14 protein-coding genes are annotated in these 15,493 nt (G+C 59.9%); 5 read left to right on the forward strand and 9 right to left on the reverse strand.

What is annotated here, in order from left to right:
- Positions 1-35: 35 nt before the first annotated feature.
- The 3 genes from KVG88_RS22290 to KVG88_RS22300 all read right to left on the reverse strand — a co-directional run bounded on the left by KVG88_RS22290 (position 36) and on the right by KVG88_RS22300 (position 4,440).
- Positions 36-1,139, reverse strand: coding sequence for an extracellular solute-binding protein (locus KVG88_RS22290; protein ID WP_150703969.1), 1,104 nt, complete (start codon positions 1,137-1,139; stop codon positions 36-38).
- Between the two features lie 218 nt (positions 1,140-1,357).
- A complete protein-coding gene (locus tag KVG88_RS22295; RefSeq protein WP_217872783.1) occupies positions 1,358-2,806 on the reverse strand; it encodes an aldehyde dehydrogenase family protein in 1,449 nt (482 codons plus the stop codon).
- Positions 2,803-4,440 (reverse strand): 5-guanidino-2-oxopentanoate decarboxylase, encoded by a 1,638-nt coding sequence (locus KVG88_RS22300; RefSeq protein WP_217872784.1) that lies wholly within the window; start codon positions 4,438-4,440, stop codon positions 2,803-2,805. Before KVG88_RS22300 ends, KVG88_RS22295 begins: the two co-directional genes overlap by 4 nt.
- Positions 4,441-4,601: 161 nt before the next feature.
- On the opposite strand from KVG88_RS22300, the gene KVG88_RS22305 reads away from it, so the two are divergent.
- Complete coding sequence (locus KVG88_RS22305) at positions 4,602-5,483, forward strand: LysR substrate-binding domain-containing protein (RefSeq protein ID WP_150703972.1); 882 nt, start codon at positions 4,602-4,604, stop codon at positions 5,481-5,483.
- A gap of 96 nt (positions 5,484-5,579) precedes the next feature.
- Here KVG88_RS22305 and KVG88_RS22310 read toward each other — a convergent pair whose 3' ends face one another.
- The gene (locus tag KVG88_RS22310; RefSeq protein ID WP_217872785.1) at positions 5,580-6,194 is read right to left on the reverse strand and encodes an NAD(P)-dependent oxidoreductase; all 615 of its coding nucleotides are present in this window, start codon (positions 6,192-6,194) and stop codon (positions 5,580-5,582) included.
- A 28-nt stretch (positions 6,195-6,222) separates the two neighbouring features.
- Positions 6,223-7,101: an MBL fold metallo-hydrolase gene (locus KVG88_RS22315; RefSeq protein WP_217872786.1), complete on the reverse strand. Its 879-nt coding sequence runs from the start codon at positions 7,099-7,101 to the stop codon at positions 6,223-6,225.
- Positions 7,102-7,210: 109 nt separating this feature from the next.
- Between KVG88_RS22315 and KVG88_RS22320 the strand changes: the two genes are divergently transcribed.
- Together KVG88_RS22320 and KVG88_RS22325 are read left to right on the forward strand one after the other, a co-directional pair.
- Positions 7,211-8,116 (forward strand): LysR family transcriptional regulator, encoded by a 906-nt coding sequence (locus KVG88_RS22320; RefSeq protein WP_217872787.1) that lies wholly within the window; start codon positions 7,211-7,213, stop codon positions 8,114-8,116.
- Between the two features lie 170 nt (positions 8,117-8,286).
- Positions 8,287-8,463 carry a hypothetical protein gene (locus KVG88_RS22325; RefSeq protein ID WP_191630521.1) on the forward strand — a complete coding sequence of 59 codons (177 nt, stop codon included), beginning with the start codon at positions 8,287-8,289 and terminating at the stop codon, positions 8,461-8,463.
- 8 nt (positions 8,464-8,471) lie between these two features.
- Here the strand turns inward: KVG88_RS22325 and KVG88_RS22330 are convergent, their stop codons facing one another.
- Positions 8,472-9,368 (reverse strand): helix-turn-helix domain-containing protein, encoded by an 897-nt coding sequence (locus KVG88_RS22330; protein ID WP_150703975.1) that lies wholly within the window; start codon positions 9,366-9,368, stop codon positions 8,472-8,474.
- Positions 9,369-9,558: 190 nt separating this feature from the next.
- On the opposite strand from KVG88_RS22330, the gene pobA reads away from it, so the two are divergent.
- Entirely contained in the window at positions 9,559-10,743 is a 1,185-nt protein-coding gene (gene pobA / locus KVG88_RS22335; protein ID WP_217872831.1) for a 4-hydroxybenzoate 3-monooxygenase, read from the forward strand.
- Between the two features lie 79 nt (positions 10,744-10,822).
- Complete coding sequence (locus KVG88_RS22340) at positions 10,823-12,340, forward strand: MDR family MFS transporter (RefSeq protein ID WP_217872788.1); 1,518 nt, start codon at positions 10,823-10,825, stop codon at positions 12,338-12,340.
- Between the two features lie 85 nt (positions 12,341-12,425).
- On the opposite strand, the gene KVG88_RS22345 is transcribed toward KVG88_RS22340, so the two are convergent.
- The 3 genes from KVG88_RS22345 to KVG88_RS22355 all read right to left on the reverse strand — a co-directional run bounded on the left by KVG88_RS22345 (position 12,426) and on the right by KVG88_RS22355 (position 15,480).
- Positions 12,426-13,274: a cache domain-containing protein gene (locus KVG88_RS22345; RefSeq protein WP_150703978.1), complete on the reverse strand. Its 849-nt coding sequence runs from the start codon at positions 13,272-13,274 to the stop codon at positions 12,426-12,428.
- A 231-nt stretch (positions 13,275-13,505) separates the two neighbouring features.
- The gene (locus tag KVG88_RS22350) at positions 13,506-14,381 is read right to left on the reverse strand and encodes an ATPase (protein WP_150703979.1); all 876 of its coding nucleotides are present in this window, start codon (positions 14,379-14,381) and stop codon (positions 13,506-13,508) included.
- Between the two features lie 106 nt (positions 14,382-14,487).
- Positions 14,488-15,480 carry an NAD-dependent epimerase/dehydratase family protein gene (locus KVG88_RS22355; protein WP_150703980.1) on the reverse strand — a complete coding sequence of 331 codons (993 nt, stop codon included), beginning with the start codon at positions 15,478-15,480 and terminating at the stop codon, positions 14,488-14,490.
- Positions 15,481-15,493: the final 13 nt, after the last annotated feature.

Consider the following 15,493-nt stretch of genomic DNA (forward strand, 5'->3'; position numbering starts at 1 on the left):
CCAGGCTTGATACCCGGACCGCATCGAGGTTCAGATCAGGAAGAAAAGATTTCCGTGTAACGACGAATCCATTGGTCATGCACGGAGGCCAGGAAGGCGTTGTCGTGCATGATCGCCTTCTCTGCAATTTGCTCCGGCGTGAGGATGTACGGGCTCTTGCGCGCTTCGGCGGAGATGATCGCCTTGGCGTTGACCGGGCCGTTGTAGATATCTTCAGCCATCTTGCCCTGCACCAACGGGTCCAGAGAGTGGTTGATGAAGGCGTACGCCATGTCGGTGTCGCCCGGACGGTTCTTCGGCATCACCGAGAGCATCAGGTCTGTGTAGAAACCTTCCTTCATGCCGAAGGTGGCGCCCAGGCCGTAGTTCGGATCGCGGATCTGTTTCGGGAAGAAGGCCGGGGCGTACAGGCCACCCATATCCAGCGAGCCGGTGCGGAACAGTTCGGCGATCTGGTTCGGGTTTTCGCCCAGGGTGACCACGCGGTCTTTGAGCTCGGCGAGTTTCTTGAAGCCAGGCTCGATGTTGTGCTCGTCACCACCGGCCAGTTTGGCGGCGATGATGATCAGGTCCATGGCCTCGGTCCAGTTCGGCGGCGGCAGGAAAATGTTCGGCGCCGCGTCGGCATCCCACAGGGAGGCGTAACTGGTCGGGGCTTCTTTCTGGGTGCGGGTGCTGTAGACCAGGCTGTTGCACCACAGCAGGTAACCGATGCCGTGGCCATTGGCGCCGGTGCGGTATTTCTCCGGCACATCGACAATGTTGGGAATGCGGTTGAGGTCGGGTTTTTCCAGCAGGTTGGCAGCGGCCAGACCTTCGGCTCCGACGCCGGCCAACGTGATGATGTCGTACTGCGGACGATCACCGCCGGCCTTGAGTTTGGCGACCATTTCGGAGGTACTGCCAGTGCGGTCGGCGATGACCTTGCAGCCGTACTTGTCTTCGAATGTCGCGGCGATGTTGCGCAGTGCAGCCAGGCCGGTGTCGTCGGACCAGGTCAGCAAGCGCAGGGTCTTGCCAGTGAAGCGCGTGTCGCTGGCATTGGCCTTGATGAACGGCATGCTCATGGCGGCCGCTGCCACCGAGGCTACGCCCACGGTCTTGATGAATTGACGTCTGTTCAGATCATGCTCGCCCATTACGGACTCCCTTTGTTTTTGTAGGTATAAGGCAGGTCGAAACTGTTGCATCCGCGCGGCTGGAGCAGCGGGTTACCCCTCGTATTTGCGGGGCTTGGCTGAACCAGTGAGTTCATCCTGAGGTGGTGCAAAACACCTGACTATCGATAAAAAATCATCGAAGCCATGACGCCAACGCATGCCTCGCCATGAGGCATGCGTTCACCGTTTTCGTGCCGTCAGACGGCGCGAATCACGTGTTTGATTTCCTGGAAAGCCTGCAAGCCCCACGGCCCCAGTTCACGGCCGATGCTGCTCTGCTTGTAGCCACCCCAAGCGGTCTGCGGGAAGATCACTTGCGGCGCGTTGATCCACACAAGCCCCGCCTGCAAAGCGTTGGCGACGCGGTCGGCGGCTTCGGCATTGCGCGTGACCACACTGGCCACCAGACCGAACTGGCTGTCGTTGGCCAGGGCAATCGCCTCGGCTTCGGAGGCGAAACTGCGCACACAGATCACCGGGCCGAAAATCTCTTCACACCACAGCGCACTGTCGAGGGGCACGTTGGTGAAAACGGTCGGCTGCAAAAAATATCCGCGCGGCAAATCGGCCGGACGATTTCCGCCGCAAATCAGCTTGGCGCCGGCACTCAAACCCCGGTCGATGTGACCGAGCACGCGCTGGTATTGCGCCTGATTGACCAGTGCGCCCATCTCCACATTCGGGTCGAACGGGTCGGCCACGCGGATCGCTTCTGCACGGGCCTTCACTCGCGTCAGGAATTCATCGGCCAGTTCATCGGCGACCAGCACACGGCTGGTGGCGGAGCACATCTGCCCGGCGTTGAAGAAACCACCGCCACAAGCCACTTCCACCGCCAGGTCGAGATCGGCATCGGCCAGCACCAGCAGCGAAGATTTGCCACCCAGTTCCAGGCTCACGCCTTTGACAGTTTCTGCTGCGCGTTGCATGACCTGCACGCCCACCGCATTGCTGCCAGTGAAGGAAATCTTGGCGATACGCGGGTCCGCCGACAGTGGCGCGCCAACGGCCAGGCCGGTGCCGCACACCAGGTTGAAGACACCCGCAGGCAACCCGGCTTCAGCGATGATTGCCGCCAGTTCCAGCTCCGGCAGCGGTGTCACTTCAGAAGGCTTGAGCACCACGCAGCAACCGGCGGCCAGCGCCGGGGCGAGTTTCCACGCGGTGGTGACCATCGGGAAGTTCCACGGCACGATCAGGCCCACCACACCGCAGGGTTCGCGACGCAAACGCGCGCTGAAATCGTCGGTCGGCAGCTCGATGGCACTGTCTTGTTTCGCGTCCAGGCCTTCGGCGAGGCCGGCGTAATACTCGAAGGTGGCGATCACGTCATCGACGTCGATGGCCGCTTCGAACAGTGGCTTGCCGTTGTTACTCGACTGTAAATGCATCAACTGTTCACGACCGGCCTGCACGCCCGCAGCAATCTTGCGCAGGATCGCTCCGCGCTCGGCACCTGTGGTTTTCGACCACTCGGCGAAGGCTTTGGTGGCCGCGCTGACAGCTTGATCGACGGCATATCCGTCGCCGCCATTGACGGTGGTCAACAGCGCTTCCGTCGCCGGGTTGATCACGCGCAGGTGTTCGTTGCCGGCCAACCATTGGCCATCGATGTACAGGCCATCGAGAGTGGTGGGGAAGCTCATTTCGACACCGCCTTCATCCACTCGGCCTGATCGATTTCGATCAGCGTCGGGCCTTGTCGATCGGTAGCTGCACGCAGCGCACCACGCAGTTGCTCAACGCCGCTGACCGCTTCGGCAGCGCATCCCAAGGCCTTGGCCACAGCGATAAAATCCGGGGTGTAGATGTCGACACCCACCGGTTCGATGGCGCGGTTGACCATGTATTTCTTGATCTCTTCGTAGCCCTGGTTATTCCACAGCAACACGATCACCGGGGTGCGCGCTTCAACGGCGCTGGCCAATTCCGGCAGGGTGAATTGCAGGCCGCCGTCGCCGATCAGGCACACCACCGGAGGGCGTGCGCCGCTCTCGATGCTGCCGCCGAGCCAGGCGCCAATCGCCGCCGGCAAGGCGTAACCGAGGGTGCCGTAACCGGTGGACGAGTTGAACCAGCGACGCGGGCGTTCCGGGTTGAACGTCAGGTTGCCGGTGTACACCGGTTGGGTCGAATCGCCGACGAATACAGCGTTCGGCAGTTCGTGCAAAACGGTTTCGAGGAAACGGGTCTGGGCCAGAGTCGGCGCATCCCAGCTCGCGGCGAGTTCTTCACGCAATCGCGCGGCGCGCACCTGGCCCCAATCGTTGCGACGCTCGACCAGCGATTTGTGCGACAACGCACTGAGCAAGGCCTGGGCGGCATTGCGCGAGTCGGAGACGAGTGCCACATGCGGTGGGTAATTGCGCACGGTCTGGTCCGGGTCGATGTCGATACGCAGCAGCTTGCCGGGAATCTCGAAACCACCGGCGAAGGTCACGTCATAGTCGGTTTCGGCCAGCTCGGTGCCGATCGCCAGCACCACATCGGCTTCAGCGACCAGCGCACGGGTGGCGACCAGGCTCTGGGTCGAACCGATCAGCAGCGGGTGAGCGGATTCGAGCATGCCCTTGGCATTGATGGTCAGCGCCACCGGAGCGTCGAGCAATTCGGCCAGTTCAGTCAGCTCGGCGGCGGCATCGATAGCACCGCCGCCGGCAAGAATCAGCGGACGCTTGGCGCCAGCCAGCAATTCGGTCATGCGCGAAACGGCCGACGGCGAAGCACCGGCACGGTCAATGTTCACCGGCAGGCTGCTGAGCAGCTCGTCGGCGTCTTCAACCAACACGTCCAGTGGAATTTCGATGTGCACCGGGCGCGGACGACCGGCCTGGAACAACGAGAATGCGCGAGCCAACACGCCCGGCAACTCGGACGCCGACATCAGCGTATGGGAGAACGCCGCAACACCGGCACACAGTGCGCCCTGATTCGGCAGCTCGTGCAACTTGCCGCGACCGCCGCCCAACTGGCTGCGCGATTGCACGCTGGAGATCACCAGCATCGGGATCGAATCGGCATACGCCTGGCCCATCGCCGTGGTGATGTTGGTCATGCCAGGGCCGGTGATGATGAAGCACACACCCGGTTTGCCGCTGGTGCGAGCGTAACCGTCGGCCATGAAACCAGCGCCCTGTTCATGACGCGGCGTGACGTGGTTAATGCTCGACCGGGCCAGCCCGCGATACAGCTCCACGGTATGAACGCCGGGAATGCCGAACACCTGCTCGACACCATAATTCTCGAGTAGCTTGACCAATACTTCGCCGCACGTCGCCATGTGAATTGCCCTTCTTGTTCGATTTGAGACGCCGGGCCTGCGCAGTGTTTATGATGGATTCGCAGGTCCAGGGATGGCCTCATTGGAACGGGCGACACGTAGCCGCAACAATGGATAAAAAGTCATACTAGCCATGTCCTCACGTCATACCTTGGATCCCAATGAAACGACTGCCTCCCCTGCCGGCGCTGCACACTTTTCTGATTACCGCGCAGTGCTGCAACTTCACCCGGGCCGCCGAGCAACTGCACATCACCCAAGGCGCGGTGAGCCGGCAGATCGCCGGGCTGGAAGATCATCTGGGTTATGAGCTGTTCATCCGTCAGGCGCGAGGGCTCGATCTGACGGCCGAGGGACGCGAATGGCTGCCACGGGTGCAGCAGATTTTCGGCTTGATCGACGAGGCCGTTGAGCAGATCGGCGAGAAGCGCGAAACCCTGCAACTCAAGGCGCCGACCTGCGTCATGCGCTGGTTGCTGCCGCGCCTGTTGCAATGGCAAAAGGAACGCCCGGACGTGCCGGTGGAACTGACCACCACGGTCAAGCACGGCGTGGATTTTCACCGTGAACAATTTGATGCGGCCGTGATGTACGGCGCGCCGCCGGACGCTGCACTGGAGTCGCAAAAACTCTTCGATGAGAAACTGACGCCGGTGTGTTCCAGGCCGATGCTCGACGGACCACTGGCATTGCAGACGCCAGCCGATCTGCAACAGCATCTGCTGTTACACCCCACACGCGATGAGCGTGACTGGAAGGCCTGGTTGAAAGCGGCGGATGTGCGTCTGAGCAATGTCAGCAAGGGTCAGCATTTCGAAACACTGGATTTGGCGATGTCGATGGCATCTCAGGGGACGGGTGTGGCGATTGGTGATTGGTCGTTGATCGGTGATGACCTGGACGCCGGACGACTGGTCATGCCCTTCGAATTGAAGGTGACGACTGGGCTCGCGTATTACCTGGTGTTCCCGGAAAAACCCGAGCCGTCACCGAAGCTGCGCGAGTTAATGGGGTGGTTGGTGGAGCAGGCGCAGTCGCGTTGAAACAACGTAGGAGCTGCCGAAGGCTGCGATCTTTTGATCATGACATTCAAAGTCAAAAGATCGCAGCCTTCGGCAGCTCCTACATCGATTGCGGCGTTAGTAGCCGACGGTAAATCGCTGCCGCACATGCTTCGGCGTTTCCACTTCGTCGAGCATCGCAATTGCGTAGTCGGCAAAGGTAATCCAGCTGCGCCCTTCGCTGCTCACCAGCAAATCATCCTGACCGAGGCGCAATGTCCCGGTGCGCTCGCCTTCGACAAATTCGGCCGATGGCGACAGGAACGTCCAGTCCAGATCCTTTTCTTCCCGCAGTTTTCCCAGGAACGCGGCGCCGGCGCTGGCCTCTGCCTTGTAAGCCTCGGGGAAACCTTCGCTATCGATCACGCGTGTGCCATCGGGCAGCAAAAGCGAACCCGCCCCGCCCACCACCAGCAGGCGTTTGACCCCGGCCTTCTTCACCGGCCCAACCACAGCGTTGGCAGGTAGCGTGGCGAAATGCGCCGCACTGATGACCACGTCATGACCGGCGATAGCTGCCTGCAATGCGCTGGCATCGAGGGCATCGACATCACGGGTGACCACGCCAGCACGCTGGCCGATTTTCGACGTGTCACGGGCGATGGCGGTAACGCTGTGACCGCGACGCAGGGCTTCTTCCAGCAGTTGGATACCGGCACGACCGGTGGCACCGATGATTGCGATTTTGCTCATGAACTTCTCCTGTTTATTGAACAGCGAATTACCACTTCATCTCGCCCTTGGCGACCTTGGCGCTCAGCTCCAGAGAGCTTTCCTCACCCAAGGTCGGGAAGCGTTCTTTCATCGCGCTGATGAGCGCAGCAGAGTCCTTGGCCTTGGCGGTTTCTTCATCGAAGGCCTTGATGTAATCGGCGGTGAACTGCACCGCGGCCAACGACCGCGCGCTCTTGCCGAGGTAATGGCCCGGCACGATGGTTGTCGGTTTCAGTGTTTCGATCGAATGCAGCGTAGCCAACCAATCGGCATGGGACTGCGGCGTTTGAGTGTCGGCCATCCACACGTGGATGTTTTCCGCCACGACCACCCCGCCGACCACGGCTTTGATCGACGGAATCCACACGAAGCTGCGATCCGGCTGTTTACCTTCCAGGCCGACCACCTGCAATTTCTGCCCTTCGAGGATCAGGCTGTCGCCTTTGAGTACATCCGGCACGATGGTTTTGGCCGGTACATCGGCGCCCATCTTCGGCCCCCAGAACGCCAGTTTGCCGTCGACGGTTTGCTTGATGTGATCAACGGTCGGCTGCGAAGCAAGCACCTTGGCCTTGGGGAACGCGGCGGTCAGCGTGTCGAGGCCGAAGTAATAATCCGGGTCGCCGTGGCTGATGTAAATGGTGGTCAGTTGCTTGCCACTGGCGCGGATATTTTCCACCACCTGTTCGGCCTGGGACTTGCCGAACTGCGCGTCCACCAGAATCGCCTCTTTCTCACCGCTGACCAGCACCGAGCTCACCGGAAAAATCGCTTTTTCTCCCGGGTTGTAAACGTCCAGCGTCAACGTCGCGGCGCTCGCGTGGGCGGCAAAACCGAGGGCGGTGGTCGCCAGTAAAATGCGCTTGAGGGAGGTGAAACCAATCATCTGCTGCTCCTTGGTTGAAATACGCCTTTGTAGGAGCGAGCTTAGTTGCCTGACTCAGTACAAAAAATGCGATGCTTGGACATAGTTTGTTTCTGAAATCGGGCAAATCATGGATCGTCTACAAGCAATGCGCGTGTTCGTTACGGTGGTCGACCTCGGCAGTCAGTCGGCGGCGGCTGATCATCTGGAGCTGTCACGGCCGGTGGTTTCGCGGTATCTGGCGGAACTGGAAGATTGGGTCGGCGCGCGGCTGATGCATCGCACCACGCGCAAGTTGAGCCTGACCGCCGCCGGCAACGAAGTGCTGCCGCGCTGTCGGCAAATGCTTGAACTGTCCAGCGACATGCAAGCCGCCGTCAGTGTCCCGGAGGATGCGCCGCGCGGCTTACTGCGGATCAGCGTCAGCACCTCGTTCGGCCAGGCACAACTGGCCGATGCCATGACTGCCTACGTCAAACGCTATCCGGGCGTCAGCATCGACATGCAGATGCTCGACCGCACGGTAAACCTGGTGGATGAGCGCATCGACCTGGCGATCCGCACCAGCAACGACCTGGACCCGAACCTGATCGCCCGTCGGCTGACGGTCTGCCGTTCGGTGATCTGCGCCTCCCCTGCCTACCTGCGCGAGCACCCGACACCGCTACGGGTCGAGGACTTGAGCCAGCACAATTGCCTGACCCACTCCTACTTCGGCAAAAGCCTGTGGCATTTCGAGCAGGACGGGGAGCAGGTGTCGGTGCCAGTGCAAGGCAACATCAGCGCCAACGAGGCCAGCACTTTGCTGCGTGCAGCGATGGCCGGCGCCGGGGTGGCGATGCTGCCCACTTATCAGGCCGGGGTGCATATCCACAGCGGCGAACTGGTCCGGCTGCTGCCCTCGGCCGAGCCTCGGCAGATGAGCGTGTACGCGGTGTATGCGTCACGCAAACACATGCCGGCGGCATTGCGCAGTTTGCTGGATTTTCTGGTGGTGCGATTTCCGGAAGAACCGGCGTGGGATATCGGCCTGTAACCTGATCCCTTGTAGGAGCTGGCGGAGCCTGCGATCTTTTGATCTTGCTTTTCAGAAGCAACAAAAAACAACATCAAAAGATCGCAGCCTTCGGCAGCTCCTACACAACTCCCCCACCCTGACCTATGCTCAAAGTAATACCCAAGGGTATTCGTTCAGAGGTCAACGCCATGAACATCAAAACAAGAAGGTACCTCGCCATCTTCATCACCTGCGCGGTGACGCTCGGGTTGTATGGCGCCGCAGCCTGGCGCGTGGAGCAGTTACGCAACCTGCCCCGTGAGTACGCCAGCTGCAACTACGAGCATTGCATTCCCCACAACGCGACCCTCAACGCCCTCCGTTAGCGAAGAGGTCAGGCGTCGTTGTCCTGATCGGCCTTCAAACGGTCGCGGAACGCCTTTGGCGAGATTCCTACCCGACGCCGGAACAGGCGCGTGAAGTTGGTCGGATCGGAAAACCCCAACACATCGGACATTTCATAAATGGTCATGCTGGTGTAGGTCAGCAAGCGCTTGGCCTCCAGCAATTGCCGCTCGTGCATGATCTGCAAGGCCGGCTGCCCCGCCAGCTCACGGCACGTGCCGTTGAGATGGGAGACGGAAATCCCCAGGCGATGGGCCAGGTCCTCGACCTTGACGTGTTGGCGATAGGTCTCTTCCACCAACTGAATGTAACCGTTGAGGTATTCCCGGGCACGCTGCGGTCGTTGACTTGCAGAGTGACGCTGGATCACCTGACGGCTGACCCACACCATGATCACACTGACCAGCGAATGCATGAGCATTTCCCGAGCCGGTTGGTGACTGGTGTACTCGTTCTGCAACGCGCTGAACAGGCTGTTGAGGTACTCGCCGTCGGCGCCCGCCGGGTAACTCTCAGCTTGGGCGAGGGCGTTCACCGAATGCCCCAACTGTTGCTGTAAATGGGCGATCAACGGCGCGGCAAGGGTCACCACAAACCCTTCGACGTCCTCGGAAAACCGGAACCCGTGCACCGATAACGGTGGCAGGATCTGGATGGCCGGTTCGCTCAGCTGCGTACGCTTACCTTCGATTTCAAGCTCTGCCTGACCTTTGAATACGAAGAGCAGTTGGCATAAATCGGCATGGCGGTGCGGTTTGATTTCCCATTGATGTTCGCGGCTGCGTTTGGAAATGGTTTCACAGTGCAGCAAGTCCGGGGTCGGCCAATCCAGGCTTTCACCGTAGAGCTTGAACACCGGAATCGAAGGCAGGTCAGGCTTGTTCATCACTTCAATCCAGGTTTCGGAATAGATGACGGGCGATAATCGCACCGATTGGCAAAATGTACAGGTATCGGCTCAGTTTTCACCTTCAATTGACAGACCCGCGAGGGAAAAATGCAAGCACTCGATCCATAAAAATCATTCACCGGCCCTGGTCGCGTGAAGCTTGCGAGTCATAAAAACAATGAAAACGCTGAAAACCCAAGTTGCCATTATTGGTGCTGGCCCTTCCGGTCTGCTGCTCGGCCAGTTGCTGCACAACGCCGGAATCGACACCCTCATCCTTGAACGCCAGACCCCAGATTATGTGCTCGGTCGCATCCGTGCCGGTGTCCTCGAACAAGGCATGGTAGAGCTGTTGCGCCAGGCTGGCGTGAGTCAACGCATGGACGCCGAAGGGTTGGTCCACGGCGGTTTCGAACTGGCCCTCGACGGGCGTCAAGTGCACATTGACCTGCAAGCCCTCACCGGCGGTAAAACCGTGATGATCTACGGTCAGACCGAGGTCACCCGCGACCTGATGGCCGCTCGTCAGGTGGCCGGTGCGCAGACTATTTACGAGGCGAGTAACGTCGTTCCCCACGGTATGAAAACCGACGAGCCGTTCGTGACCTTCGAAAAGGATGGCGAACAGTATCGTCTCGATTGCGATTACATCGCCGGGTGCGACGGTTTTCATGGCGTCGCCCGACAATCGATTCCCGCCGAGTGCCTGAAAATCTTCGAACGGGTTTATCCGTTTGGCTGGTTGGGGATTCTGGCCGACACCCCACCCGTCCACGAAGAACTGGTCTACGCCCGTCATGAGCGGGGTTTCGCCCTGTGCAGCATGCGTTCAGAAACCCGCACCCGCTATTACGTACAAGTGCCGGCTGACGAAAAGGTCGAAAACTGGTCCGATCAACGCTTTTGGGATGAACTGAAATCCCGACTGCCACAGGCGCTGGCGCAGAAGCTGGTGACCGGACCGTCGATCGAAAAAAGCATCGCGCCGCTGCGCAGCTTCGTGGTCGAACCCATGCAGTATGGCCGCCTGTTTTTGGTCGGCGACGCCGCGCACATCGTCCCGCCCACCGGGGCCAAGGGCCTGAACCTGGCCGCCAGCGACGTCAGTACGTTGTTCAACATCCTGCTCAAGGTTTATCGCGAAGATCGCGTCGATCTGCTGGAAAAGTACTCGGAAATCTGCCTGCGCCGAGTCTGGAAAGCCGAACGGTTTTCCTGGTGGATGACCTCGATGCTGCACCGTTTCGATGACCACGATGCGTTCAGCCAGCGCATCACTGAGTCAGAGCTGGACTACTTTGTCGATTCAGAAGCCGGTCGAAAAACTATTGCAGAAAATTACGTCGGGCTTCCCTACGAGGCTATCGAATAGCTAGCTATCGACTTACACTGGCGAGCACTTACCCGCTCGCCTTGCCTCTGCGGGTCAATTTCTGCCCGCAGGTTTTTCCGTGACCAATCTCAGCCAGCCTGAAACGCCCAAACCGGCCATCCGCAGCGTGCTGATCGCGCTGATGCTGGCGATTTTTCTCGGTGCGCTGGACCAGACCATCGTGGCCGTGTCGATGCCGGCCATTTCCGCGCAGTTCAAGGACGTCAGCCTGCTGGCCTGGGTGATTTCCGGCTACATGGTGGCAATGACGGTGGCGGTGCCGATCTACGGCAAACTCGGCGACCTGTATGGCCGGCGCAAGTTGATGCTGTTCGGCATGGGCCTGTTCACCCTGGCGTCGGTGTTCTGTGGCATGGCCCAGAGCATGGAGCAACTGGTGCTGGCGCGGATTTTCCAGGGCATCGGTGCCGGCGGGATGATCTCGGTCAGCCAGGCAATCATCGGCGACATTGTGCCGCCGCGCGAACGCGGTCGTTATCAGGGTTACTTCAGCAGCATGTACGCGGTAGCCAGTGTTGCCGGGCCGGTGCTCGGCGGTTACATGACCGAGTACCTGTCCTGGCGCTGGGTGTTCCTGATCAACCTGCCACTGGGCCTCGGCGCCTGGCTGGTGGCCAATCGCACCTTGGTCGGCCTGCCGATTCCGCAACGCAAACCTGTCATCGACTACCTCGGCACTGTACTGATGATCATCGGCCTGACGGCATTGCTGTTGGGCATCACCCAGGTCGGTCAGGGTCATTCGTGGCGCAGCGCCGAAGTCATGGCATTGCTCGCCTGCTCCTTGCTGGTATTGGGGTTGTTTGTGGTGCATGAACGGCGTGCGCATGAGCCTTTGCTGCCGATGCATTTATTTGCCAACCGCAATGCAATCCTCTGCTGGTGCACGATTTTCTTCACCAGTTTCCAGGCAATTTCGTTGATCGTGTTGATGCCGCTGCGCTTTCAGAGCGTCACCGGCGCTGGTGCCGACAGCGCTGCGTTGCACCTGCTGCCACTGGCGATGGGCCTGCCGATTGGCGCGTATTTCGCCGGGCGCCGGACTTCGGTCACCGGCCGCTATAAACCCATGATTCTCACCGGTGCCGCGCTGATGCCGATCTCGATTCTGGGCATGGCGTTCAGTCCACCCCAGGCATTTGTGCTGAGCAGCCTGTTCATGTTGCTCAGCGGGATCGCCTCGGGCTTGCAGTTCCCGACCTCGCTGGTGGGCACGCAAAATTCGGTGGAACAACGCGACATCGGTGTCGCCACCAGCACCACCAACCTGTTCCGTTCGTTGGGCGGTGCGGTGGGGGTGGCGTTGATGTCGGCGCTGTTGCTGGCGTTGTTGCAGGATTCGAGCTTTGCCCACCTGGCCGGCTCGACGTTGATTGCCGAAGGTCACTCGGGGAACGTCTTGCTCGACGGTTTGAACGCCGCGCCGGGGGATGCGCAGAATGCTTTGCGTGCCGAATTGCTGGTGACGTTCCGGCATTTGCTGATGGTCAGCGCGGCGGTGTCACTGCTGGGGCTGGCGGCGGCGATTGCGATGCCGAACATGTTGTTGCGCGGGCGCGAAGACAAGGTTCGTTAACATTAAAAGATCGCAGCCTGCGGCAGCTCCTACATTGGAATGCGTCCACTTGTAGGAGCTGTCGCAGGCTGCGATCTTTTGATCTTCAAGGGCTGTAATACCCGACAGCCACCAGAAAATGCCCGACCTTTTTCAGGTACGCATGCTTGTCCTCGACCTTGGAAGTCACCGGGTTCTTCCAGCGGTATTGGTACTCGCCGTAATCCTGCTTGGCGATCAACGCCAGGATCGGTTCGCCCACCGGTTTGCCTTCCGGGTCCTTGATCTTGCTGAAGTCGGTGTTGATCAAGCGCAGGTTGGTGCCGTGGGCGACATAACGCTGGGTGTCCAGGTCGACGACAAACACGTAGAGGTCATCCTGCAGATAACCGCCCTTGAGGGAGTTGATCGCCGTCAGCGTCCCCTTCTCGTCCTTGGCCAGGTCGGTAGCCGCTTTGTTCAGCAACGCCATGGCCTGTTCGGCTGAGGCCCGTGGCAAGTAGTAACCCACCGCGAGAATCCGCTGACCGACCCGTTGATAGAACACATGTTTGCGCTCGACCTTTCCATCAGCCCAGTTCTGCCAGCGATACTCGGCCTGCTGAATGCCATTGCCCTCCGGTACCTTGAGGGCGTCCTTGAACGCTTTCTGCAAATCCGGCCCGAGGGTTTCCGAGACATCCCGGCCAATCAATGCCGAAGACGGCCCGCCGCTGGCGAGCATCACGCCTTGGGTGTCGAGCACGAAGACATAGCGGTCCTTGTCGACGAATTCGCCCTGACGGCTGAATGCAGCGAACGCCTTGTCGCCATTCTGGTGGTAATAGGCCAGGGCTTTTTCCAGCAAGGCGATGGCCGCTTTGCTGTCGTCCTTTTCCGTCCCGGCGGCCTGAGCCTGCCCCAGGCACAACAAAATCATGCCGCCCAGCAAGGCCAGCTTCTGCAGAAACCCCATTGCGCATCCCTCGTTCTTGTTGGTGTTTCAAGAGCGTAGACGGCTTGGGGATATGTACGAATATTCAGGAACCTGTATCACACAGGTTCATGTGTAGCAGCTGCCGAAGGCTGCGTTCGGCTGCGCAGCAGTCGCGAGTTTGGTACTCGCGATCTGTCTGGCCTACCGAAGTGCCCGGTTTCACGACTGCTTCGCAGCCGAACGCAGCCTGCAGCATCTGCTACAGGATGCTTACTGGCGGGTGCGCAATTGCTGCTGCAGGTTCTGGATCTGCGCTTGCAGGGTGTTGATGTTGCGGGTGACCTGGCTGCGGAAAGCATCGAATTCGGCAGTATTGGTTGCCCCCTGAGCCGCAGCAGGGCGGTTGTCCTGCTCGCTTTTGAGCACGACGATGTCCTGCTCCAGGCGCTCGATGGCGGCGCTCGGATTGCCTTGCTTCTTCAGAGCAGTAATGTCGGCGCCCAGGCTTTTCAGTTGAGCATCGAATTTCTCGGTATCTGCCGGAGCACTTTTCAGCGCGGCCACGTCGCCGATCAAGACTTTGACCTGAGCCTGCAACTGCGTGTTGACGGTTTGGTGCTCAGAGCTTTGGGTGGTGACCTGCGCCAGGCGCTTGTCCAGGTCGGAGGTTTGCGCAGTCATCTGCGCCAGACGCTTGTCCAGATCAGACGTCTGGCCAACCACGCCTTGTTGCTGCTTGCTCTGATCCAGCAACTTGCTTTCCAGCTGTTTGATTTGCAGCTTCAAGGCTTCGCTATCGCTGGTGACGTTAGTCTGGCTGGCGACAACCTTGCCGGAAATATCTTGCAGGCGCCCCGCCGCTTCCTCACTGATGCGCGCGAAACTTTCCTGGGTCGCCACCAGTTGCTGTTCCATCAGCGAAATCTGCTGAAAGCTCCACCAGGCAAGGCCCGCGAAGGCAAAGAACAAGGCGCCCACCAATGCCCACAGAGGGCCGGTGCTCGCGGCCTTGACCTTGACCACCTGCGGCGTGCGCGAATGCACGGCGGTGCGGGTGGTCGGTGGAAAATCATCGTCGTCGAGGATGTCTGCACGCAGGCTCGGTACATCATCGAAGTCGTCGTTGGCATCGTTACGCATGGACATTGAGTCAACCTTTGTGAAACGCGGTGATGGCTTGATGCGGCGAGTATAACCCCCGTTGCCGCACCGATTGACCCTCAACCCCCGGCCAGGTTCAGTGCGCCGCCTTTCAGCGAATGTCCTGGGCCTTCCACCAGCCGCAGAACTCATCGAGGGCCGTCCAGAGGCTGACCTTCGGATCGTAATCCAGATAATGCCGGGCGCGACTGATGTCCAGGGTGAAATTTTTCTTCATCACTTGCATGCCCAAGCGCGACAGGGTCGGTTCGGGGCGGCCCGGCCACATTTTGCACACGCCTTCGTTCAGCGCCGCAACGCTGTAGGCCAAACCGTAGGAACGGTAGCGTGTAACTTGTGGGACTTCCATTTTGCGCATGACGTAATTGACCACGTCCCACAAGGGCACCGGCGCACCGTTGCTGATGTTGTAGACCTTGCCCAGTGCCGAGCCACCGGCCAGCAAACTGCTGAGCAGCGCTTCATTGAGGTTTTGCACGCTGGTGAAATCGGCCATGTTGAGACCATTGCCAATGATCGCCAGGCGGCCCTTGCGCTGCATTTTCAACAGGCGCGGGAAGATGCTCATGTCGCCGGCACCGGTCACGAAACGCGGGCGCAGGGCGATGGTTTCGAGGCCGAATTCCTGGGCGCCGAAGACCTTTTGCTCAGCCAGGTATTTGGTCGCGGCGTAAGGGTGCTTGAAACGCTTGGGCACCTGTTCTTCGGTCAGCCCCAAGTGATCACGGCCATCAAAGTAAATCGACGGTGACGACAAATGCACCAGGCGCCGCACCCGCTGCTTCAGGCAGGCCTCAACCACGTTTTCGGTGACCTGAACATTGCCTTGATGAAAGTCCTGATAACGGCCCCACACACCGACAGCGCCGGCGCAATGCACCACGGAATCAACGTCTGCGCACAGCTCACGGGTCAGTTCCGGGTCGCTCAAGTCGCCTTGAATGAACTCGGCGCCACGGCGTACCAGATGCTCCACACCTTCGGCCCGGCGACCGTTGACCCGCACGTCCAGGCCCTGCTCCAAGGCGAAACGCGCAAAGCGCCCGCCAATGAAGCCACTTGCGCCGGTGACCAGAATCTTCATGTATTGCTCCGAA

Source organism: Pseudomonas azerbaijanoccidentalis, from assembly GCF_019145495.1.
Lineage (GTDB): Bacteria > Pseudomonadota > Gammaproteobacteria > Pseudomonadales > Pseudomonadaceae > Aquipseudomonas > Aquipseudomonas azerbaijanoccidentalis.